This is a genomic window from Pseudoxanthomonas sp. (assembly GCF_027498035.1).
Lineage (GTDB): Bacteria > Pseudomonadota > Gammaproteobacteria > Xanthomonadales > Xanthomonadaceae > Pseudoxanthomonas_A.
The window spans coordinates 4,008,352-4,028,356 of the sequence record NZ_CP114978.1; the positions used below are offsets into that span (position 1 = coordinate 4,008,352).

The 20,005-nt window shown below is 65.3% G+C and carries 14 protein-coding genes, 5 tRNA genes and 1 pseudogene; 7 read left to right on the forward strand and 13 right to left on the reverse strand.

Annotated features, from left to right (window positions below; genetic code table 11):
• Positions 1–348: 348 nt before the first annotated feature.
• The 7 genes and pseudogenes from O8I58_RS17675 to O8I58_RS17705 all read right to left on the reverse strand — a co-directional run bounded on the left by O8I58_RS17675 (position 349) and on the right by O8I58_RS17705 (position 9,804).
• Positions 349–894, reverse strand: a complete 546-nt coding sequence (locus O8I58_RS17675; RefSeq protein WP_298319010.1) for a phosphatase PAP2 family protein — start codon at positions 892–894, stop codon at positions 349–351.
• Positions 878–2,026, reverse strand: a complete 1,149-nt coding sequence (locus O8I58_RS17680) for a glycosyltransferase family 4 protein (RefSeq protein WP_298319012.1) — start codon at positions 2,024–2,026, stop codon at positions 878–880. The genes O8I58_RS17675 and O8I58_RS17680 overlap by 17 nt, the downstream gene beginning before the upstream one ends.
• Before the next feature lie 96 nt (positions 2,027–2,122).
• Positions 2,123–3,658 carry an exopolyphosphatase gene (gene ppx, locus O8I58_RS17685; protein ID WP_298319015.1) on the reverse strand — a complete coding sequence of 512 codons (1,536 nt, stop codon included), beginning with the start codon at positions 3,656–3,658 and terminating at the stop codon, positions 2,123–2,125.
• Between the two features lie 67 nt (positions 3,659–3,725).
• Positions 3,726–5,808 (reverse strand): annotated as a pseudogene (gene ppk1, locus O8I58_RS17690) (polyphosphate kinase 1).
• Entirely contained in the window at positions 5,805–7,139 is a 1,335-nt protein-coding gene (phoR, locus tag O8I58_RS17695; RefSeq protein ID WP_298319018.1) for a phosphate regulon sensor histidine kinase PhoR, read from the reverse strand. The pseudogene ppk1 and the gene phoR overlap by 4 nt, the downstream one beginning before the upstream one ends.
• 149 nt (positions 7,140–7,288) lie before the next feature.
• The gene (gene phoB, locus O8I58_RS17700) at positions 7,289–7,978 is read right to left on the reverse strand and encodes a phosphate regulon transcriptional regulator PhoB (protein WP_298319021.1); all 690 of its coding nucleotides are present in this window, start codon (positions 7,976–7,978) and stop codon (positions 7,289–7,291) included.
• 182 nt (positions 7,979–8,160) lie between these two features.
• Positions 8,161–9,804 carry a M48 family metalloprotease gene (locus O8I58_RS17705; RefSeq protein WP_298319023.1) on the reverse strand — a complete coding sequence of 548 codons (1,644 nt, stop codon included), beginning with the start codon at positions 9,802–9,804 and terminating at the stop codon, positions 8,161–8,163.
• A 166-nt stretch (positions 9,805–9,970) separates the two neighbouring features.
• Here O8I58_RS17705 and grxC point away from each other — a divergent pair, with 166 nt between their 5' ends.
• The 3 genes from grxC to O8I58_RS17720 all read left to right on the forward strand — a co-directional run bounded on the left by grxC (position 9,971) and on the right by O8I58_RS17720 (position 11,881).
• A complete protein-coding gene (gene grxC, locus O8I58_RS17710) occupies positions 9,971–10,240 on the forward strand; it encodes a glutaredoxin 3 (RefSeq protein WP_298319025.1) in 270 nt (89 codons plus the stop codon).
• A complete protein-coding gene (locus tag O8I58_RS17715; protein WP_298319027.1) occupies positions 10,237–10,635 on the forward strand; it encodes a carboxymuconolactone decarboxylase family protein in 399 nt (132 codons plus the stop codon). The genes grxC and O8I58_RS17715 overlap by 4 nt, the downstream gene beginning before the upstream one ends.
• A gap of 238 nt (positions 10,636–10,873) precedes the next feature.
• Positions 10,874–11,881: an isocitrate dehydrogenase gene (locus tag O8I58_RS17720; protein ID WP_298319030.1), complete on the forward strand. Its 1,008-nt coding sequence runs from the start codon at positions 10,874–10,876 to the stop codon at positions 11,879–11,881.
• A 91-nt stretch (positions 11,882–11,972) separates the two neighbouring features.
• Here the strand turns inward: O8I58_RS17720 and O8I58_RS17725 are convergent, their stop codons facing one another.
• From O8I58_RS17725 to O8I58_RS17750, 6 genes are all read right to left on the reverse strand, one after another.
• A complete protein-coding gene (locus tag O8I58_RS17725; RefSeq protein ID WP_298323171.1) occupies positions 11,973–12,746 on the reverse strand; it encodes a Bax inhibitor-1/YccA family protein in 774 nt (257 codons plus the stop codon).
• 43 nt (positions 12,747–12,789) lie between these two features.
• Positions 12,790–12,876 (reverse strand) — tRNA-Leu (locus tag O8I58_RS17730).
• Between the two features lie 130 nt (positions 12,877–13,006).
• Positions 13,007–13,082, reverse strand: a tRNA-Lys gene (locus O8I58_RS17735).
• A 73-nt stretch (positions 13,083–13,155) separates the two neighbouring features.
• Positions 13,156–13,232, reverse strand: a tRNA-His gene (locus O8I58_RS17740).
• A gap of 42 nt (positions 13,233–13,274) precedes the next feature.
• Positions 13,275–13,351: transfer RNA gene (locus O8I58_RS17745), tRNA-Arg, on the reverse strand.
• A 49-nt stretch (positions 13,352–13,400) separates the two neighbouring features.
• Positions 13,401–13,477 (reverse strand) — tRNA-Pro (locus O8I58_RS17750).
• Between the two features lie 251 nt (positions 13,478–13,728).
• On the opposite strand from O8I58_RS17750, the gene tig reads away from it, so the two are divergent.
• The 4 genes from tig to lon all read left to right on the forward strand — a co-directional run bounded on the left by tig (position 13,729) and on the right by lon (position 19,888).
• Positions 13,729–15,021 (forward strand): trigger factor, encoded by a 1,293-nt coding sequence (gene tig, locus O8I58_RS17755; RefSeq protein ID WP_298319032.1) that lies wholly within the window; start codon positions 13,729–13,731, stop codon positions 15,019–15,021.
• Positions 15,022–15,139: 118 nt separating this feature from the next.
• Positions 15,140–15,766, forward strand: coding sequence for an ATP-dependent Clp endopeptidase proteolytic subunit ClpP (clpP, locus tag O8I58_RS17760; protein WP_298319034.1), 627 nt, complete (start codon positions 15,140–15,142; stop codon positions 15,764–15,766).
• Between the two features lie 245 nt (positions 15,767–16,011).
• Entirely contained in the window at positions 16,012–17,298 is a 1,287-nt protein-coding gene (clpX, locus tag O8I58_RS17765; RefSeq protein ID WP_298319036.1) for an ATP-dependent Clp protease ATP-binding subunit ClpX, read from the forward strand.
• A gap of 145 nt (positions 17,299–17,443) precedes the next feature.
• The gene (gene lon / locus O8I58_RS17770) at positions 17,444–19,888 is read left to right on the forward strand and encodes an endopeptidase La (protein WP_345781316.1); all 2,445 of its coding nucleotides are present in this window, start codon (positions 17,444–17,446) and stop codon (positions 19,886–19,888) included.
• Positions 19,889–20,005: the final 117 nt, after the last annotated feature.

A 20,005-nucleotide genomic window follows, 5' to 3' on the forward strand; every position in this document is an offset into this window, starting at 1 on the left:
TGCCTCATGGAGGATTTCAGAGCGCAAGCAAACGCCAAAGCATTGCTTCTCGCTTTCGCCCTTGTTGCTGTTGCCTCTGATCTTCAGCGCCTTTAAAGCGAGCCGAGCACCGCAGGCGGAAACGGCCGAAGAGGCGCGGGTGTCTGAGCGCAGCGAGTTCCCGCGCCGTGCCGTTTCCGGCGAGGAGCGCAGGGCACCGATGCGGCTTTACTGCATCGGCGAGTGTCAGGCGCTGGCGGTTTTGCTTCCTTTTGCCAAGACAAAAGGAAGGCGCGGCGCGCAGCGGCGTGAAAGCTCTGCCTTATCGAACGGCCCAGCCAACAAGATCAGATGGCCAAGACAAGCGCTTCAGCCGAACAAACTCACTCCCGGAACCGGCCACACCGCCAACGCCGCCAGCCCGCATCCAATCGCGGTGGCCGCCAGCACATCGCTGGGATAGTGCAGCCCAAGCACCACGCGTGAGGTCGCCACGCACGCAGTGAACGGCAGCAACAGCGGCGCCAGCGCCGGGTAGTGCGCCAGCGCGACCAGGGTGAAGGCGACCGCGTGCAGCGTGTGACCGGAGGGGAAGGAGAACTCATCCAGCGGCGCGACCCAGGCCTGGATGCGCACGTCCGAGGCGAACGGCCGTGGCCGGCGCGTCCAGCGTTTCAGGCCTTTGTAGAGGATGAGCGCGATGGCACCGGTGGCAGCCAGGTGCGCCGCGGCGGCCAGTCCGTGCCAGCCGTCGAATACGATCAGCGCCGCCATCAGCACGTACCAGAACACGCCATCGCCCAGGCGGCTGATCGCCGCGAAGAAACGACGCAGCGCCTGGCGACGGCCGAAGCGGTTGGCGAACAGGCAGACGCCCGATTCGCGGGGCAGGTTCATCTCACGCGGGGACGGCATGGGCATGCTCCTTACGTTGACGGGCCAGTCGGGATAGCAGGACATCGAAATCGGCCGACACCTGCGCCGGCTGCAGCGCCTGCACGGCGGTGTGCGCGGCGGCGCCCATCGCGCGCCAGCGCCCGGCGCTGGTGCCGAGCGCCAGCACGGCATCGATGAACGCGGCATCGTCCTGTACTGCCGCGCCATGCAGGCCGGTGCGCAGATGCTCGCGCGCCGCGCCGGAGTCATAGGCGACGGTGGCCAGGCCGCTGGCCATGGCTTCCAGGGTCACGTTGCCGAAAGTCTCGCTGCGGCTGGGGAACACGAACACATCGGCGCTGGCGTAGTGCCGCGCCAGGTCCTGGCCGCGCTGCATGCCGGCGAAGATGAAGTCCGGGTTGGCTGCCTGCAGTGCCGCGCGTTCCGGGCCGTCGCCGACCCAGACCATGCGTGCCTGCGGACGCTGCTGCTGCAGGGCGCGGAAGGCGCTGACCGCCAGGCCCAGGTTCTTCTCGGCGGCGATGCGGCCGACCGACAGCAGCACCGGCGTGTCGTCCTGTGCATTCCATTGCGCGCGCAGGTTGGCATCGCGGAAACCAGGATGGAACTGGCTGGTATCGACTGCGCGCGCCAGGCGCTGGACCTTGGTGAAGTGCTGCTCTTCCAGCCACTGTCCAAGCTCAAGCGTGGGCACCAGCGTGGCATCGCCGCCGTTGTGGAACCGGCGCATCCAGCGCAGCGCGACCGGCTGCAGCCACGGCACGCCGTAATCGCTCATGTAGTGATCGAAGCGGGTATGGAAACCGGTCGCGACCGGGATGCCCAGGCGCCGCGCGGTGCGCAGCGCGGACCAGCCCAGGGGGCCTTCCGTGGCCACGTAGATCGCATCCGGCGCGCAATGGCGGAAGTGCTCGCGCAGCGCGAGCGGTGAGGGCAGGCCGAAGCGCAGGCCGGGGTAGCGCGGCAGTCCGGCGCCGCGCACCAGCAAGGTGTCGCTGCGGGTCGATCCCTCATCGTCGCTGGCCTGGCGTGGGCGCACCACGGTCACCTCATGTCCGCGCTGGCGCAGGCCGTCTTCCAGGCCCTGGACCGTCAGGGCGACGCCGTTGATTTCCGGCGGGTAGGTCTCGGTGACGATGGCATAGCGCATGTCGGTCTCCCACGTTTGCGATAGCGTGGGAGACCGCGATGCAGCGGATGTGTCACTGCGATGGCAGTTTGATGAAACCGGTGGCCATGGCCGCTCCTACGAGACGAACGGCTTGAAGGTCACGCCCAGGCCGGGCAGGTCGTCGGCTTCGCCGATCAGGTCGGCACGCAGCAGCGGGCGCGCGTCGATCCAGTCCTTGTTGAGGACCAGGCGCAGTTCGTCGCCATCGGCAGTCAGGTCCAGGGTCGGGATCGGCGCCTGGTCGTGGGCACGGTGCAACAGCACGGCCAGGCGCAGCAATGCAGCGATGCGCCTGGCATTGGGGATGCGACGGTCGGGCAGGGCATCGAAGGCGATCTTGGGGATGCCGCGGCGATGGGTGCGCACCAGCGCCGCCAGCATCAGCTGCTCCTGGCGCGAGAAGCCGGCGATGTCCGAGTGCTCCAGCAGGTAGGCGCCGTGCACGTGGTACTGGCTGTGGGCCACGGCCAGGCCGATTTCGTGCAGGCGTGCGGCCCAGGACAGCACGCGGGCATCGTCGGCTTCCAGGTGCCAGGCATCGGCGACCTGGTCGAACAGGCGCTGCGCGGTCTGGGCGACGCGTTCGGCCTGCGCGGTTTCGATGCCATAACGCTGCACGAGCGCGGCGACGGACTGTTCGCGAGGATCGTCGCTGCCACCGCGGCGGCCCAGCATGTCGTACAGGATGCCTTCGCGCATGGCCGCCTTGCTGACCAGCATGCGGTCGATGCCCAGTGCCTGGAAGGCCGCTTCCATCACCAGCACGCCACCGGCAATGATCGGCTGGCGGTCCTTGCTGAGGCTGGGCAGGTCGATGCCGTCGATGCGTTCGGCCTGCAACAGGCGCTCGCGCACCTGGGGCAGGGCTTCGGCGGTGATCGCGCCCTTGGTGAGCTTCATCGCCGCGCAGATGTCGCCGATGGCCTTGGCGGTGCCGGACGAACCGATCGCCTCCTGCCAGCCCAGCGCCCGGTACTGCTGGGCGAACTGCTGCAGTTCGGCGGTGATTTCGGTCAGCGCCGAGTTCCAGCGCTTCTTGGACAGCTTGCCGCCGGGGAAGAACCGGCGCGTGCTGGCGATGCAGCCGACCTGGATGCTTTCGCGTTCCAGCGTCTGCAGGCCGCTGCCGATGATGAATTCGGTGGAGCCACCGCCGATGTCGATCACCAGCCGGCGATTGCCCGGGTTGGGCGGCTGCGCGTGGGCCACGCCCAGGTAGATCAGGCGTGCTTCCTCGCGGCCGGCGACCACTTCGATGGCGTGGCCCAGGGCGGCTTCGGCCGGGACCAGGAAGTGCTGCGGCAGCGCCAGTCGGCGCACGGTATTGGTGGCCAGCGCACGCACGCGCGAATCAGGCAGGTCGCGGATGCGCTGGCCGAACCGTGACAGGCACTCGATGGCACGCGCGAGGGCTTCGGCCGACAGGCCGCCGCGGGCATCCAGGCCATCGGCCATGCGCACGGTTTCGCGCAGGCGGTCGATCACGCGCAGCTGGCCCATGGTGTATCGGGCAACGACCATGTGGAAGCTGTTGGACCCCAGGTCCACCGCTGCCAACTGGTCGTTTTCCTGCAGCGGCGGGGAGTAGGTCTGGGGGAGGGCAAAGGGCATGGCGCGGGATGATATCCGAAGCCGCATTCAGCCATTGTCGTGCGTCGCTGCCGACGCACGACAATGGTCAGACCTTGGCCAGCAATGTGCCCTGTGCGGAGTGCAATGCTTCTTCCGGGCCGGGCGAGAGCTTGTGGTACGCGCCATCAGCATTCAGCTCCCAGGCGTTGCAGTTGTCGTCCAGGTAGTTCTGCAGGTGCTCGCGGAACACCCGCGCGGCCAGCTTCTCATCCAGGATCGGGAAGCAGGTTTCCACGCGGTGCAGCAGGTTGCGCTCCAGCCAGTCGGCGCTGGCGCAGTACAGCTCCGGCTCGCCATCGTTGCCGAACCAGTACACCCGGCTGTGTTCCAGGAAGCGGCCGACGATGGAACGCACGCGGATGTTGTCCGACACGCCCGGCACGCCCGGGCGCAGGGTGCAGGCGCCGCGCACGATCAGGTCGATCTGCACGCCATCGCGCGAAGCCGCGTACAGCGCACGGATCACGCGCGGCTCGTTGATCGCGTTGACCTTGACGATGATCCGGGCCGGGCGGCCGGCCCGGGCGAAGCGTGCTTCGCGCTCGATCTTCTTGATCACGCCGGGATGCAGGGTGAAGGGCGACTGCAGCAGGCACTTGAGCTTGGTCGTCGGCGCCAGCCCGGACAGCTGCTGGAACAGCAGGTGCACGTCGTTGCCGATGTCCTGGTTGGCGGTGATCAGGCCCAGGTCGGTGTACGCGCGTGCGGTGCCGGCGTGGTAGTTGCCCGTGCCCAGATGCACGTAGCGGCGCAGCTTCTTGCCCTCGCGGCGCACGATCAGCAGCATCTTGGCGTGGGTCTTGAAGCCGACCACGCCGTACACGACCTGCACGCCCGCGGCCTGCAGGCGATCGGCCTGGCCCAGGTTGGCTTCCTCGTCGAAGCGCGCGCGCAGCTCCACCACCACGGTGACGTCCTTGCCGTTGCGCGCGGCCAGGACCAGCGCATCGACGATCGCCGAGTCCTTGCCGGTGCGGTACAGGGTCTGCTTGATTGCCAGCACGTTGGGGTCGGTGGCGGCCTGCCTGAGCAGCTCCAGCACCGGGGTGAAGGCATCGAAGGGATGGCTCAGCAGCACGTCGCCATCGGCCACCGTTTCGAACATGGTGTCGCCGTCGCGCAGCTGGCGCGGGGTGAAGGCGGGGTATTTCAGCTCCGGGACGCTGGACCAGGTCATACACCTGGCTGACGCGATTGAGATTGACCGCGCCATCGATGCGGTACACCGCGTTGTCGGGCAGGTCGAAGTTTTCCAGCAGCGTGCGCACGATCGGCTTGGGGCAGTCGTGGGCGATCTCCAGGCGCACCGCCGGGCGGTAGCCGCGGCCGGCCAGTTCGTCGCGCAGGGCCAGGGCCAGGTTCTCGACTTCTTCCTCGTCCACCACCAGTTCGGAATTGCGGGTCACGCGGAACTGGTAGGCGCCCTTGACCTCCATGCCGGGGAACAGGTCGTCGACGAATGCCGACAGCACGCTGGACAGCAGCACGAAATCGTTCTCGCCACCGGACACGCGCTGCGGCAGGTGGATGATGCGCGAGAGCGAACGCGGCGCACGCACGATGGCCATGTGGCCCGCGCGACCGAACGCGTCCTTGCCCTTCAGCACCACCACTACGTTGAGCGACTTGTTGAGGATCTTGGGGAACGGATGCGACGGATCCAGGCCCAGCGGCGACAGCACCGGCATGATCTCGTTGCGGAAATAGGCGCGCAACCAGCGCCGCTGGCGCGCATTCCAGACCGTCTGGCTGAGTACGCGCACGCCGGCTTCGTCCATTGCCGGACGCAGTACGCGGTTCCAGCACTTGTACTGCGCATCGACCAGCTCGGCGGCGCGGTCGTGGATGCGGTTGAGCACCGAGCCCGGGGTCAGCCCATCGGGGCCCGGCGGCAGGCCGAAGTCCTGCGCGTGGCGCACGGTGGCGGTGCGGATTTCGAAGAACTCATCCAGGTTGGTGCAGCTGATGCACAGGAAGCGCAGGCGCTCCAGCAGCGGGACCGACGGGTCCTGCGCCTGGGCCAGCACGCGGAAATTGAAGTCCAGCTGCGACAGCTCGCGGTTGAAGTACAGGCCGCTGTCACGCAGGGGATCGACGGCATCGAGGGGCAGGTCTGCGGCGGCGTTCATGCGATCTGGCTCTGCGGAAGCGGGAGGGTGGATTCGCGCGGGTGGACGCGCGCCGGGCCGAAATGCACCGAGAACGAGCTGCCCTGGCCGACCGCGCTGTCGATCTCCAGGCGCGCCTGGTGCAGGTTCAGGACGTGCTTGACGATGGACAAGCCCAGGCCGGTGCCGCCGCTCTCGCGCGAGCGGCTGGTGGAGACGCGGTAGAACCGTTCGGTGATGCGTGGCAGGTGCGTGGCCGGGATGCCGTAGCCGGTGTCGCGCACGCTGAGCACGGCGCCGTCGCCTTCACGGGCAAGGGCAATCGTGATGGTGCCGCCGACCGGGGTATAGCGCACCGCGTTGCTGACCAGGTTGGAGAACGCGCTGTGCAGTTCCTTGTTGGAACCCCACAGGTCGATCCCGCCGCAGTCCTCGACCACGATGGTCTGGCGCTGGCGGCTGAGCGCTTCGGCTTCGCGGCGCAGGGTGGCCAGCATCGAACCCATGGCGATGGATTCATCGGTCAGGCTGTCCTGCACTTCCAGCCGCGAGAGCGTCAGCAGGTCCTCGACCAGCTGGGTCATGCGGTTGGACTGCTTCTGCATTTCTTCCAGGATGGGTTTCCATTCCGGGAATTCGTCCGCGTCCAGCATGTCCAGGTAGCCGTGGACCACGGTCAGTGGCGTGCGCAGTTCGTGCGAGACATTGGCCACGAAGTCGCGGCGCATTTCTTCCAGCCGCAACAGCTTGCTCACGTCGCGCGCCACCAGCAGCCAGTACTGGTCCGAATACGGGATCAGGCGCAGGTTGAGGCGCAGGTCCGGGTTGACCGGCGAGACCGCATCGAGCATCGGTTCGGCATTGCGGCCCGCGCTGAGCCAGTGCGACATCGGCAGCGGCTGCAGGCGTTCGCCCACCGGCGCGTTGAGGTCCGACGGATGGCGCAGTCCGAGCAGGGACGTTGCGGCCTTGTTGAACCACTGCACGCGCTGGCTGTTGCGATCGATCACCACCACCGCATCGGGCAATGCGGCGGCGGCGGCCCGGTAGGCGCGCAGCATCGCCAGCAACCGGCGCTTGCGGGTGCGCATGTCCACCTGCCCGCGGTGCAGCAGGCGGTCCAGCTCGTTCCACACGCCATCGCCGTGGGCCGGCTGCAGGCGTTCGCGGGCGGTCAGCCGGCGCAGCACCGCGCGCAGGCGCCAGAACTGCCAGCCCACCACGCACAGCGAACTGATCGCCAGCACTTCCCAGAACGCGCCCACCAGCCAGCCAATCGCCGAGGCGATGGCCAGCAGGGTGGCGAGGCGGAACAGCGTGCGGTTCCAGGCCGAGCGCAGGTGTTGGGGCATGGGGCGATTGTGTCAGAGCTGTTGCCGGCCAGCGTACGGCGCGGGCCGTGGCAGGCAGGAGGCGGAAAAACGACCGTCCCGCGACGCACCCATGACAGGCGCGCGGCGGGAGCGGGACACGCGCATGACGCGCGGGGCGTGGATGACGGTCAGGTGGAAACCGAGAATCGGTATCCCGAGCCGCGCACGGTCTGGACCATGTTGTCCACGTTGTGCGGTTCCAGCGTCTTGCGCAGGCGACGGATGTGCACGTCGACCGTGCGTTCTTCCACGTACACGCTGCCGCCCCACACATGATCCAGCAGCTGGGTGCGGCTGTAGACGCGCTCGGGATGGGTCATGAAGAAGTGCAGCAGGCGGTACTCGGTCGGGCCGATCGGGACCGGGGCGTCTTCGGCGAACACCCGATGCGCGGCGCCATCGATGCGCAGCGCGCCCAGCGAAATGCTGCCGTCTTCCTCGTCCTCGCGGGTGCGACGCATGACCGCGCGGATGCGCGCCAGCAATTCGCGCGAGGAGAAAGGCTTGACCACGTAGTCGTCGACACCGGCTTCCAGGCCGCCGACGCGGTCGTTCTCTTCGCCGCGCGCGGTCAGCATGATGATCGGCACTTCGCGGGTCAGGGCGTCCTTGCGCCAGCGCCGGGCCAGCTCCAGGCCGCTGGTGCCGGGCAGCATCCAGTCCAGCAGGATCAGGTCGGGCACCTTGTCGGCGATGGCGCCCTGCGCCTCGCGCGCGTCGCCGGCATGGATCGGCTCGAATTCGCCCTTGCGCAGGGCGAAGGCGACCATGTCGCGGATCGCGGGCTCGTCATCGACGATCAGAATGCGTTTTTGCACGGGTTTTTCGCCGGACTGTGGGGACAGCGACAGTAGACGACAATTTTATGACTTGATTGTGACACTCGCCATGGGCCGCGCTGGCTCGGCTGCCTGGCAGGCGGGCGCGGGAGGACGCTCCGGCGGAGTCCCCAGGATGGGACCGCCACGCGTTCTGCTCTACACAGAGTGCGCGAGCCGACTCAGCGGTTGCCGTCCACATCCGGGTCGCGTACGCCGGCATCGCGCAATTCCAGGACCTCGGGAGTCATGGCCGTAATCCGGGCCTCGACCCGGGCGCGGGCGTAGTAATCCAGGTTCTCGCGGCGTTTGAGGTTCTGCAGCTGGATCAGGGCCTGCTCCGGTCGCCCGTTCAGGTAGGCGGTCTGGGCATAGGCCTCGGCGGCCTTGACGGTATCGCCGGCCAGTTCGCAGGCACGGGCAAAGGCGGCCTGGAACACCGGGTCATCGTTGCTGGCATCGAGCAGCGGCTGCAGGACGGCACGGGCCTGTTCGCCGCCGGACTTGTCGCCCTGGTCGTTGAGCAGCTGGGCGAAGGTCAGCGCCACTGGCCGACTGTTGGGTGTGGCCTTGAGCAGGTCGCGGAAGCGGGCCTTGGCCGCGGCCATGTCGCCGCTCCTGGCCTGGGCGTCGGCCAGGGCAATCCCCAGCCACGCGTTCCCGGGATTTTCCTGCACCAGTTGGGCGAAGGCATTGGCCGCGACGGCGGGTTGGTTGTTGCGCAGCTGTGCCAGGGCCAGGCCGTAACGCTGGGGTGCAGTGAGTTCGCCGGTGCTGCGGCGGATGCTTTCGTATTCGCGGATGGCTTCGCCGGCAGTGTTGGCGCTGAGCACGCGCAGGCGTTCGCGCGCCCAGGGGAACAGGCCGGTGCCGCCGCTGTCGAAGCTGCTGGCTGGCAGGGTCACCTGGAAGGGCAGCAGTGGGTTGTTGCTGCGGATGCCGGCAGCGTAATTGCCTTCGCGCGGGTTGGATTCGGTGATCTTGCCGCCGGGGGTGGAGACGGTGGTGATCACGTTCTTCTCGCGCTTGAGGCGCTCGGCGCGGTCGTGCGCCTCGCTGATGCGCGAGGTGGTGACGGGATGGGTCTGCAGGTAATCGGGGGTGCGCTCGCGTTCGCCACCGCGATTGGCGCGCATCACCTGGTCCATGCGATTGAAGAAATCGGCCATCGCATCCGGGTCGTAGCCGGCGCGCTGCAGGGTGTAGATGCCGATCCGGTCGGCCTCGCTTTCGTTGGCGCGGGTGTAGTCGATCTGGCGCTGCTGCATCAGGCCCAGGCCGCTGATGAGCGCCGCCTGCGAAGCATCGCCGCTGGAGCTGCCGCCGGCCGCCTGCGCGGCCACGATCGCGCCCAGGATGCCCAGCAGGATCGGCACCTGGTCGCGCTTGGCACGCTCGACCCCGCGCAGCACGTGTTGCTGGGTGACGTGGGCGATTTCGTGGGACAGCACCGCGGCCACTTCGTCCTCGCGTTCGGCGGTCAGGACCAGGCCCGAGTTGACCGCGATGTAGCCGCCCAGCGTGGCGAAGGCGTTGATCTGGCGGTCGCGCAGCATGAAGAAGGTGAAGGGCTGGCTGGGCCGGTCGCTGTTGGCGGCGAGCTTCCCGCCGACCTTGTCCAGCCAGTCGTCCACCAGTGGGTCATCCAGCAGGTAGCCGTAGTTGCGTAGCTCGCGCAGGGTCATCGCGCCGTACAGCTGCTGGCGTGCAGGGGTGAGCAGTTCGCCCGCGGATGATCCGATATCGGGCAGGCGGTCGACCTGCGCGTGGGCCAGTGGTGCGGCAACCAGCAGGGTCAGGGCAGCGGACAACAGGGTCGGGCGCACGCGGGAATTCCGTCCGGGGAAAGGTCCAGGCCGGCGCAGGATGGCCGGCGCCGGGGTCTTGCGAGTGAATCGGTGGTTAATCCGCAGCGTTGCATGCCCAGCTCTGGTTTGGTGCCGCCATGCCACCATGATGCATTCAGACCTTTCACCGTGCGGAGAATTCCCCATGAGCACTCCCGAGATCACCATCTATTCCACTGCGGTGTGCCCGTACTGCGTGGCCGCCAAGAATTTCCTCAAGTCCAAGGGCCAGACCTGGACCGAGGTGCGCATCGACACCGATCCGGTCGAACGCGAAAAAATGATGGCCAAGACCCGCCGCACCAGCGTGCCGCAGATCTTCATCGGCGAAACCCACGTCGGTGGCTACGACGACATGATGGCCCTGCACCGTGCGGGCGGCCTGGAGCCGCTGCTGGCCGGGAGCAGCGCATGAGCCAGCCCAGTGGCGAGAGCGAACAGGACCGCGTCCAGGCGTTCACTGAATTCCGCCAGCGCATGAACAAGCAGATCCTGGCCGAGCCCAACCAGGTCGTGCGCCGGTTCTTCGCGCTGGATACCCAGACCTACCAGGCCGGCGCGCTGGACGTGAAGACCAAGGAGTTGTTGGGCCTGGTGGCTTCGATGGTGCTGCGTTGCGACGACTGCATCAGCTACCACGTGGCCCAGTGCAAGGAAGTCGGCGTGACCCGCGAGGAGTTCTTCGAGACCTTCTCGGTCGGTCTGGTGGTCGGTGGGTCGATCGTGATCCCGCACCTGCGCCGGGCGGTGGATTTCCTGGACCAGCTCGAAGGCGGCGCGCCGGCACCGGCAGTGCACGACCACGGCTGATCCGCGCAGATCGGCCAGGAACCAGGTATGTATTCGTGATGCATACCTGAATGCGCGTACTTTATTTTGATGACAAGAAGGCTGCGAAATTGCGATTTTTCATCGCATTTCGCGGCTTTTATCGTTTTTCGATCGAGAGGGCCATTTGGGAGGATCTCGCCAGATCGGGCATACTTTGTCCACAACATCCTCCCAGTGCCCGCCATTGCGGCGCGGCGCGCTTAGTTCGGAAACTCTCATGACGCAAACGATTACGGTCATCCGCGGCGACGGCATCGGCCCGGAAATCATGGACGCAACCTTGTTCGTCCTGGATGCACTCAAGACCGGCCTGTCCTTTGAAGATGCCGACGCCGGCCTGGTCGCGCTGGAAAAGCACGGCGAGTTGCTGCCGGCCGAAACCCTCGCGTCCATCCAGAAGAACAAGATCGCGCTGAAGAGCCCGCTGACCACGCCGGTCGGCGAGGGCTTTACGTCGATCAACGTGACCTTGCGCCGGCATTTCGATCTGTACGCCAATGTGCGTCCGGCGATCTCGTTCCCGAACACCAAGTCGCGCTTCGGTACCGGCGTGGACCTGATCACCGTGCGCGAGAACACCGAAGGCGCCTACCTGAGCGAAGGCCAGGAAGTTTCGGCCGACGGCGAGACCGCCATCTCGATGACCCGCGTGACCCGCACCGGCTCCGAGCGCATCGTGCGCTATGCCTTCGAGCTGGCACGCGCCACCGGTCGCAAGAAGGTGACCCTGGTCCACAAGGCCAACATCATCAAGTCGACCTCGGGCCTGTTCCTGAAGGTTGGCCGCGAAGTGGCCGCGCAGTACCCGGACATCGAGTGCAACGAGATGATCGTGGACAACACCTGCATGCAGCTGGTGATGCGTCCGGAGCAGTTCGACATCATCGTGACCACCAACCTGTTTGGCGACATCTTGTCGGACCTGTGCGCCGGCCTGGTTGGCGGCCTGGGCCTGGCGCCGGGCGCCAATATCGGCACCGAGGCGGCGATCTTCGAAGCCGTGCACGGCTCGGCCCCGGATATCGCAGGGCAGGGCAAGGCCAATCCGTGCGCGCTGCTGCTGGCTGCTGCGCAGATGCTGGATCACGTTGGCCAGCCGGACAATGCCACGCGCCTGCGCAAGGCCATCGTCGCCACGCTGGAAGCCAAGGATTCGGTCACCCCGGACCTGGGCGGCACCGGCAACACGATGGGCTTTGCCAAGGCGATCGCTAGCCGCGTCTGATCGACCGCGAATGCTGGAAACGAAGAAGGGCGCCGCAAGGCGCCCTTCTTGTTTACCTCGCCTCGCAACTGTGGCGAGACGATGGTTTGGATCAGTTGCGCGACTGCAGCTTGGACAGCAGGCGCAGGAATTCCACATACAGCCACACCAGCGTGACCATCAGGCCGAAGGCGCCGTACCACTCCATGTACTTCGGTGCGCCAGCCTCCACGCCGCTTTCGATGAAGTCGAAATCCAGCACCAGGTTCAGGGTGGCAATCACCACCACGACCAGGCTGAAGCCGATGCCGATCACGCCAGAGCCGTGCACGTAGGACACGTTCATGCCGAACATCTGCATGACCATCGTGCCCAGGTACACCAGGAAGATGCCGCCGGTGGCTGCGACCACGCCCAGCTTGAAGTTCTCGGTCGCCTTGATCAGGCCGCTGCGGTAGGCCATCAGCAGCGCGAACAGCGTGCCGAAGGTCAGCAGCACGGCCTGGAACACGATGCCGTGGAACTTCAGCTCGTACATCGCCGAGACCGAGCCCAGGAAGAAGCCTTCCACCAGTGCATACAGCGGCGCGGTGACGGGTGACCATGTCTTCTTGAACGTGGTGACCAGGGCCAGGATGAAGCCGCCGATGGCGCCGCCCAGCATGTAGCCGATCACGCCGGCCGAGGGGGCCATTTCGCCATTGGCCAGGGGTACGGTCGACTGGTTCCAGGCAAAGGCCGCCGTGATCAGGCTCAGCAACAACAGAAAGCCGGTCTTGTTGACCGTGCCGTTCAAGGTCATCGCCCCGCCATCGCGGGTGACCACCGTGCCGGTGCCAAGGTCGAGGAAGGTGGACTCTTTCAGAGTCGGATTGCCGCTGCGGATCATTGCGTTTCCTTAGGCCGTCATCCATCCATGGATCATTGACTGGTGCGAAAGGGGGGACTCGAACCCCCACGTCATTTCTGACGTCAGAACCTAAATCTGGTGCGTCTACCAATTCCGCCACTTTCGCAGTTCATGTGCATTCTACCTGTGCGCAGCATCCGTGGCGGCTGACGATCATGAAATCGTGCACGATGCGCCCGTGCGATCAGGATGAAAAGAAAAAGGCACCAGGATTTCTCCTGGTGCCTTTCCTTGTTTGGTGGGCCGTCAAGGATTCGAACCTTGGACCTATTGATTAAGAGTCAACTGCTCTACCAACTGAGCTAACGGCCCCGAAAACTGGTCGCGCAGTATACGCGATGAATCCGGATCTGCAACACCCTTGCGGGAAGAAATCCTGCGGGAGTGGGGTGGCTGAGGGGACTCGAACCCCCGACATCTGGAATCACAATCCAGTACTCTAACCAACTGAGCTACAGCCACCACATGTACCGCTTTACCACGCCCGCCTTGCCGCCGATGGATTGGCGCGCCCGACAGGAATCGAACCTGTAACCGCCGGCTTAGAAGGCCGGTGCTCTATCCAGTTGAGCTACGGGCGCCCGGCTGGAATTGCACCCGGACTTAGATCTGCATGGCCCACTGCTTGGATGGTCGGGGTAGAGGGATTCGAACTCTCGACATCCTGCTCCCAAAGCAGGCGCGCTACCAGGCTGCGCTATACCCCGGAAACACTCAAGCGGGCCGGCAACTTGCCGGTCCTTGCCAGCGACGGGTCGCCGGAAAGGACGCGTATTGTCTGGATCGAAAGCGCACCTGTCAACGAAAACCGTAGCTTCTGTGGTCAAACCGCGTTTGATCAGCGAAACTAGCGCGTTCGGCAAGGGTGAAAGCGTTCTTGAGCGCCTCCGCACCCGGGCCACTCCCTTTCCCAACGATGACCCGTGGCCTCGAGGCTGCGGTTGCAGGAGCCAGTGACATGACCGTTTCCGTCGAATCGATCGGCAGCCTTGGGCGCCGCATGAGTTTCACTCTGCCGGCCGAGCGCCTGGATACCCATATCGGTGGCCGCCTGCGCGAGCTCAGCCGCACCGTGCGCATCAAGGGCTTCCGCCCGGGCAAGGTGCCGCCGAAGGTGATCGAGCAGCGCTTCGGCAAGCAGGTCCGCGCCGAGGCGCTGGATGGCCTGCTGCGCGAAACCTTCGACTCGGCCGTGCGCGACCAGTCGCTGCAGCTGGCCGGCAATCCGCGCCTGGAACCGGCGGGCGAAGGCGAACTGGAGTGGGTTGCCACCTTTGAAGTGGTGCCGGACTTCGGTGACATCGACGTCTCCAAGCTCAATGTCGTGCGCCACACCTCGGAAGTGACCGACGCCGACATCGAGCAGATGATCGAAAACCTGCGCCTGCAGCGCCGCACCTTCGCGCCGGTCGAGCGCGCTGCCGCCGAAGGTGACCGCGTGGCCCTGGAAACCTGGTCGCAGGCTGGCGAAGAGCGCCTGCCGGCAGAGGGCTTCGAGACGGGTGCGACCCTGATCGGGTCGGGCGTGATGTTCGCCGACATCGAAAAGGCCCTGATCGGCATGGCCAAGGGTGAGGAAAAGGAAATCACCGTCGCGTTCCCGGCTGACTGGCGCGTGCCGCAGCTCGCGGGCAAGAGTGTCCAGGTGCACCTGAAGGTCACCGATGTCTCTGAATCGGTGCTGCCGGTGGTGGACAAGGACTTCATCAGGAGCTTTGGCGTGAAAGCTGGCGACGAAACCCAGTTCCGCGCCGATATCCGCACCAACCTGGAGCGCGAGCTCAAGGGCGCGCTGGCCAACCGCCTGCGCCGTGAAGTGGGTGAGCAGCTGATTGCGGCCTATGCCTCGGTCGAGATGCCCGAACGCCTGGTCGACAACGAAGCCCGCGCGATGCTGGGCCAGCAGGTTGAGCAGGCTCGCCGCCAGGGCCAGAACGTGCAGCCGGCGGAGGGCGCGCACGAAGGCTTCAAGGACGCCGCCCGCAAGCGTGTGCTGGTCGGCCTGCTGGTGGGCGAAGTTGCCCGTCGCAACGAGCTGCGCCTGGATCCCAAGCGCGTGCAGGAAACCATGCGCCTGATCGCCTCGACCTACGAAGAGCCCGAGCAGGTCATTGAGTTGTACCGCAACGATCCCCAGATGATGTCCGGGCTGCAGTCCCGCGTGATGGAAGAGCAGGTGATCGACTGGATCGCTGAGCGCGCCCAGCACGACGAACAGGCACTGTCGTTCCAGGACGCCATCCGGCAGTAACGGCGCTTGGTTTCGCCATCGGTCCGGTCCCTTCCGGGGCTGGACCGGTTCAATGAGGCGGGATCCGGCAACTCCACGCACGCAAGTGCGGATCCAACAATGAAAGGTGCCTCACTCCATGGATAACCTGACCAAGGCCTTGAATCTCGTTCCGATGGTGGTCGAGCAGACCAGCCGCGGCGAGCGCGCCTACGACATCTATTCGCGCCTGCTGAAGGAGCGTGTGATCTTCCTGGTGGGCGGTGTGGACGACCACGTGGCCAACGTCATCGTGGCGCAGATGCTGTTCCTCGAAGCCGAAAATCCCGAGAAGGACATCAGCCTGTACATCAACTCGCCCGGTGGCGTGGTGACCGCAGGCATGGCCATCTACGACACCATGCAGTACATCAAGCCCGATGTGAGCACGATCTGCCTGGGCCAGGCGGCCAGCATGGGCGCGCTGCTGCTGGCGGCCGGTGCGGCAGGCAAGCGCTATGCGCTGCCCAACTCGCGCGTGATGATCCACCAGCCGCTGGGCGGCTTCCAGGGCCAGGCCACGGACATCGACATTCATGCCCGTGAAATTCTGACCCTGCGCCACAAGCTCAACGAGATCCTGGCCAAGCACACCGGCCAGTCGCTGGAAACCATCGCTCGCGACACCGAGCGCGACAACTTCAAGAGCTCCTTCGACGCCAAGGCCTACGGCCTGGTCGATGAGGTGCTGGAGCGTCGTCCGGACGAGCTGATCCAGTCTGCCTGAGCGGACTGAGGCTGGATTGCCAGGCCAGCAGGGTCCTCGCGCGCCGGGCGGCAACGTGCCGGCGCGCAGTGTTTCCAGGAGATGCAGGTCTGCGCTCCGTCGTCGGCCCGGGAATTGCATGCGGGTTTCTGCGTTCCGCAGGCAGATTCCATGCCCGGGGGTACCGGGCGCCACCGGCGTCAAACCGGTGCTATTCTCGAATTCGAATGCCCCTGCGGGGGCCGCAGTGAGTGGGTAAAACAAGCATGAGCGAAGACCGCCAAGGCCGTTCCGGCGACAGTAACAAGATCCTGTACTGCTCGTTCTGCGGTAAGAGTCAGCACGAGGTCCGCAAGCTGATCGCGGGCCCGAGCGTGTTCATCTGCGATGAATGCGTCGAGCTGTGCAACGACATCATCCGCGAGGAGCTCGAGGAAAAAGCCCAGTCGGCCCGCAGTTCGCTGCCCAAGCCGCGCGAAATCCTCGAAGTGCTGGACCAGTACGTGATCGGCCAGCAGCGCGCCAAGCGCACGCTCGCCGTGGCCGTGTACAACCACTACAAGCGCATCGAGAGCCGCCAGAAGAGCGACGAGGTCGAACTGGCCAAGTCCAACATCCTGCTGGCTGGCCCGACCGGTTCGGGCAAGACGCTGCTGGCTGAAACGCTGGCGCGCCTGCTCAACGTGCCGTTCACCATTGCCGACGCCACCACCCTGACCGAAGCCGGTTACGTGGGCGAGGATGTGGAAAACATCATCCAGAAGCTGCTGCAGAAGTGCGACTACGACGTCGACAAGGCGCAGCAGGGCATCGTCTACATCGATGAAATCGACAAGATCTCGCGCAAGAGCGAGAACCCGTCGATCACCCGTGACGTGTCCGGTGAAGGCGTGCAGCAGGCGCTGCTGAAGCTGATCGAAGGCACCGTGGCCAGTGTGCCGCCGCAGGGTGGCCGCAAGCACCCGCAGCAGGAATTCCTGCAGGTCGACACCAAGAACATCCTGTTCATCTGCGGTGGTGCATTCGCCGGCCTGGACAAGATCATCCAGGCGCGGTCGACCGAAGCCAGCGGGATCGGCTTTGGCGCCAAGGTGAAGTCCTCCGAGAAGCGTCCGGAGATCGGCAAGGTGCTGTCCGAGGTCGAGCCGGAAGACCTGATCAAGTTCGGCCTGATTCCCGAGTTCGTCGGCCGCCTGCCGGTCGTGGCGACGCTGGAAGAGCTGGACGAGCCGGCGCTGATCAAGATCCTGACCGAGCCCAAGAACGCCATCACCAAGCAGTTCAAGCGCTTGTTCGACATGGAAGGCGTGGAGCTGGAGTTCCGCCCCGATGCGCTGTCGGCGATCGCCAAGAAGGCGCTCAAGCGCAAGACCGGCGCCCGTGGCCTGCGCACCATCGTCGAGTCGGTGCTGCTGGACACCATGTACGACCTGCCGTCGCTGGAAAATGTCGGCAAGGTGGTCGTGGATGAGTCGGTGATCGAGCACAAGTCCGAGCCCTACCTGATCTACCAGAACCCGCCGGCGCCGCCGAAGGTCGCTTCGGCTGAATGAAGCACTAAGTTCTTGATCGGGCAGGGGGTTCAGATTCCCGCTTGCATCACCTCACCAATGGCCCCATAACGGGGCCATTGGCATATTTGCGGCATGGTTTTCGCGTTGCTTCGAATTGTCCCCTGACCTCTTTCTGGAGCCCCCCATGGCCCGTTCCGAACCCCAGATCCTGGACCTGCCTGTCCTGCCGCTGCGCGACGTCGTGGTGTTCCCGCACATGGTCATCCCACTGTTCGTCGGCCGCGACAAATCGATGCGCGCACTCGAGCAGGCCATGGCCGCCGACAAGCGCATCCTGCTGGTCGCGCAGAAGTCGGCCGAAACCGATGATCCGGTCGCTGCCGACCTCTACACCATCGGCACGCTGGCCCAGGTCCTGCAGCTGCTGAAGCTGCCCGACGGCACCATCAAGGTGCTGGTTGAAGGCGTGTCGCGCGTCAACGTCACCGACATCGTCGACCGCAACGATTCGCTGTACGGCCAGGGCGAGGAAATCGACGTCGACGAAGCTGCCGAGTCGCGTGAGATCGAAGCGGTCGCGCGTTCGCTGATGAGCCTGTTCGAGCAGTACGTCAAGACCAACCGCAAGCTGCCGCCGGAATTGCTGCAGACGCTCTCGGGCATCGACGAGCCCGGACGCTTGGCCGACACCATCGCTGCGCACCTGGGCGTGCGCCTGAGTGACAAGCAGAAACTGCTGGAAACCATCGCGGTGGGCGAGCGCCTGGAGCTGCTGGTCGGTTTCGTCGATGGCGAGATCGATGTGCAGCAACTGGAAAAGCGCATCCGCGGTCGGGTGAAGTCGCAGATGGAGAAGAGCCAGCGCGAGTACTACCTCAACGAACAGATGAAGGCCATCCAGAAGGAGCTGGGTGAGCTGGATGACGCGCCCAACGAGTTGGAAGACCTGGCGCGCAAGATTGCCGAGGCTGGCATGCCCAAGCCGGTGGAGACCAAGGCGCGCAGCGAGCTCAACAAGCTCAAGCAGATGTCGCCGATGTCTGCCGAGGCCGCGGTGGTACGTAATTACCTGGACTGGATCCTGGGCGTGCCGTGGAAGAAGCGCAGCAAGGTCCGCAAGGATCTGAAGGTCGCCCAGGAAACCCTGGATGCCGATCACTACGGACTGGAGAAGGTCAAGGAGCGCATCCTTGAATACCTGGCGGTGCAGACGCGCGTGAAGCAGATGAAGGGCCCGATCCTGTGCCTGGTCGGCCCGCCGGGCGTGGGCAAGACCTCGCTCGGCCAGTCGATCGCCAAGGCGACCAACCGCAAGTTCGTGCGGATGGCCCTGGGCGGCGTGCGTGACGAGGCCGAGATTCGTGGCCATCGCCGCACCTATGTTGGTTCGATGCCGGGCCGCATCGTGCAGAACCTCAACAAGACCGGGACCAAGAACCCGCTGTTCGTGCTGGACGAGATCGACAAGATGTCGATGGACTTCCGCGGCGACCCATCCTCGGCGCTGCTGGAAGTGCTCGACCCCGAGCAGAACCACACCTTCAACGATCATTACCTGGAAGTGGACCTGGACCTGTCGGACGTGATGTTCGTGGCCACTTCCAACTCCCTGAATATTCCCGGTCCGCTGCTCGACCGCATGGAAGTGATCCGCATCCCCGGCTACACCGAGGAAGAAAAGCTCAACATCGCCTTGCGTTACCTCGTGCCAAAGCAGCTCAAGGCCAATGGCCTGAAGGATGACGAGCTGAAGATCGAGGAAAGTGCGCTGCGCGACATCGTGCGCTACTACACGCGTGAATCCGGCGTGCGCAACCTGGAGCGCGAGATCGCCAAGATCTGCCGCAAGGTGGTCAAGGAGATCGCGCTGGCTGGTCCGCAGCCGGAGAAGAAAAAGACCAAGAAGGGTGCTGCGCGTATCACGGTCAGCGAAAAGAACCTGGAGAAATACCAGGGCGTGCGTCGCTTCGACTACGGCCGTGCCGAAGAGGCCAACGAGATCGGCCTGGTCACGGGTCTTGCCTGGACCGAAGTCGGCGGCGACCTGCTGCAGATCGAGGTCACGCTGGTCCCGGGCAAGGGCGGCATGATCCTGACCGGCCAGCTCGGCGATGTCATGAAGGAGTCGGCATCGGCTGCGCTGTCGGTCGTGCGTGCACGCGCTGAAAGCCTGGGCATCGATACCGATTTCCTGCAGAAGCAGGACGTCCATCTGCACGTGCCCGATGGCGCGACGCCGAAAGACGGTCCCAGCGCGGGCATCGCGATGGTCACCGCGCTGGTGTCCACGCTGACGCGCAATCCGGTCAAGGCCGAGGTCGCGATGACGGGTGAAATCACCTTGCGTGGGCGCGTGTCGCCCATCGGTGGCCTGAAGGAAAAACTGCTGGCCGCGATGCGTGGCGGCATCACGACGGTGATCATTCCCGAGGAGAACCGCAAGGATCTGGCCGACATCCCCGATGCGGTGACCAAGGGCATGAAGATCGTGCCGGTGAAGTGGATCGACGAAGTGCTGGACCTGGCGCTGGAGCGTCCGGTCGGGCCGGTCGGCAACGCAGATGGCGGTCAGAATGTCGAGGTTCCCAAGGTCGCCAAGCCCACGCCGCAGCCCGATGTCAAGCATTGAAATGATGCGGTTCATGTAACCGAAAACCGGCTGAAACCCGCGCCGTTATTGGGATTTTTGGTTGCGATACAGGGGTGTCGCTGGTATAAAAGCCGCACCCCGCAGGCAGCCATCCGG

Bases quoted from the DNA above. Each gene is read 5' to 3' on its own strand.
- O8I58_RS17720 (WP_298319030.1), top strand. From the start codon at position 10,874: ATGACGCAAACGATTACGGTCATCCGCGGCGACGGCATCGGCCCGGAA.
- clpP (WP_298319034.1), top strand. From the start codon at position 15,140: ATGGATAACCTGACCAAGGCCTTGAATCTCGTTCCGATGGTGGTCGAG.
- grxC (WP_298319025.1), top strand. From the start codon at position 9,971: ATGAGCACTCCCGAGATCACCATCTATTCCACTGCGGTGTGCCCGTAC.
- phoR (WP_298319018.1), bottom strand. From the start codon at position 7,139: ATGCCCCAACACCTGCGCTCGGCCTGGAACCGCACGCTGTTCCGCCTC.
- tig (WP_298319032.1), top strand. From the start codon at position 13,729: ATGACCGTTTCCGTCGAATCGATCGGCAGCCTTGGGCGCCGCATGAGT.
- O8I58_RS17675 (WP_298319010.1), bottom strand. From the start codon at position 894: ATGCCGTCCCCGCGTGAGATGAACCTGCCCCGCGAATCGGGCGTCTGC.
- lon (WP_345781316.1), top strand. From the start codon at position 17,444: ATGGCCCGTTCCGAACCCCAGATCCTGGACCTGCCTGTCCTGCCGCTG.
- O8I58_RS17715 (WP_298319027.1), top strand. From the start codon at position 10,237: ATGAGCCAGCCCAGTGGCGAGAGCGAACAGGACCGCGTCCAGGCGTTC.
- O8I58_RS17680 (WP_298319012.1), bottom strand. From the start codon at position 2,026: ATGCGCTATGCCATCGTCACCGAGACCTACCCGCCGGAAATCAACGGC.
- clpX (WP_298319036.1), top strand. From the start codon at position 16,012: ATGAGCGAAGACCGCCAAGGCCGTTCCGGCGACAGTAACAAGATCCTG.
- ppx (WP_298319015.1), bottom strand. From the start codon at position 3,658: ATGCCCTTTGCCCTCCCCCAGACCTACTCCCCGCCGCTGCAGGAAAAC.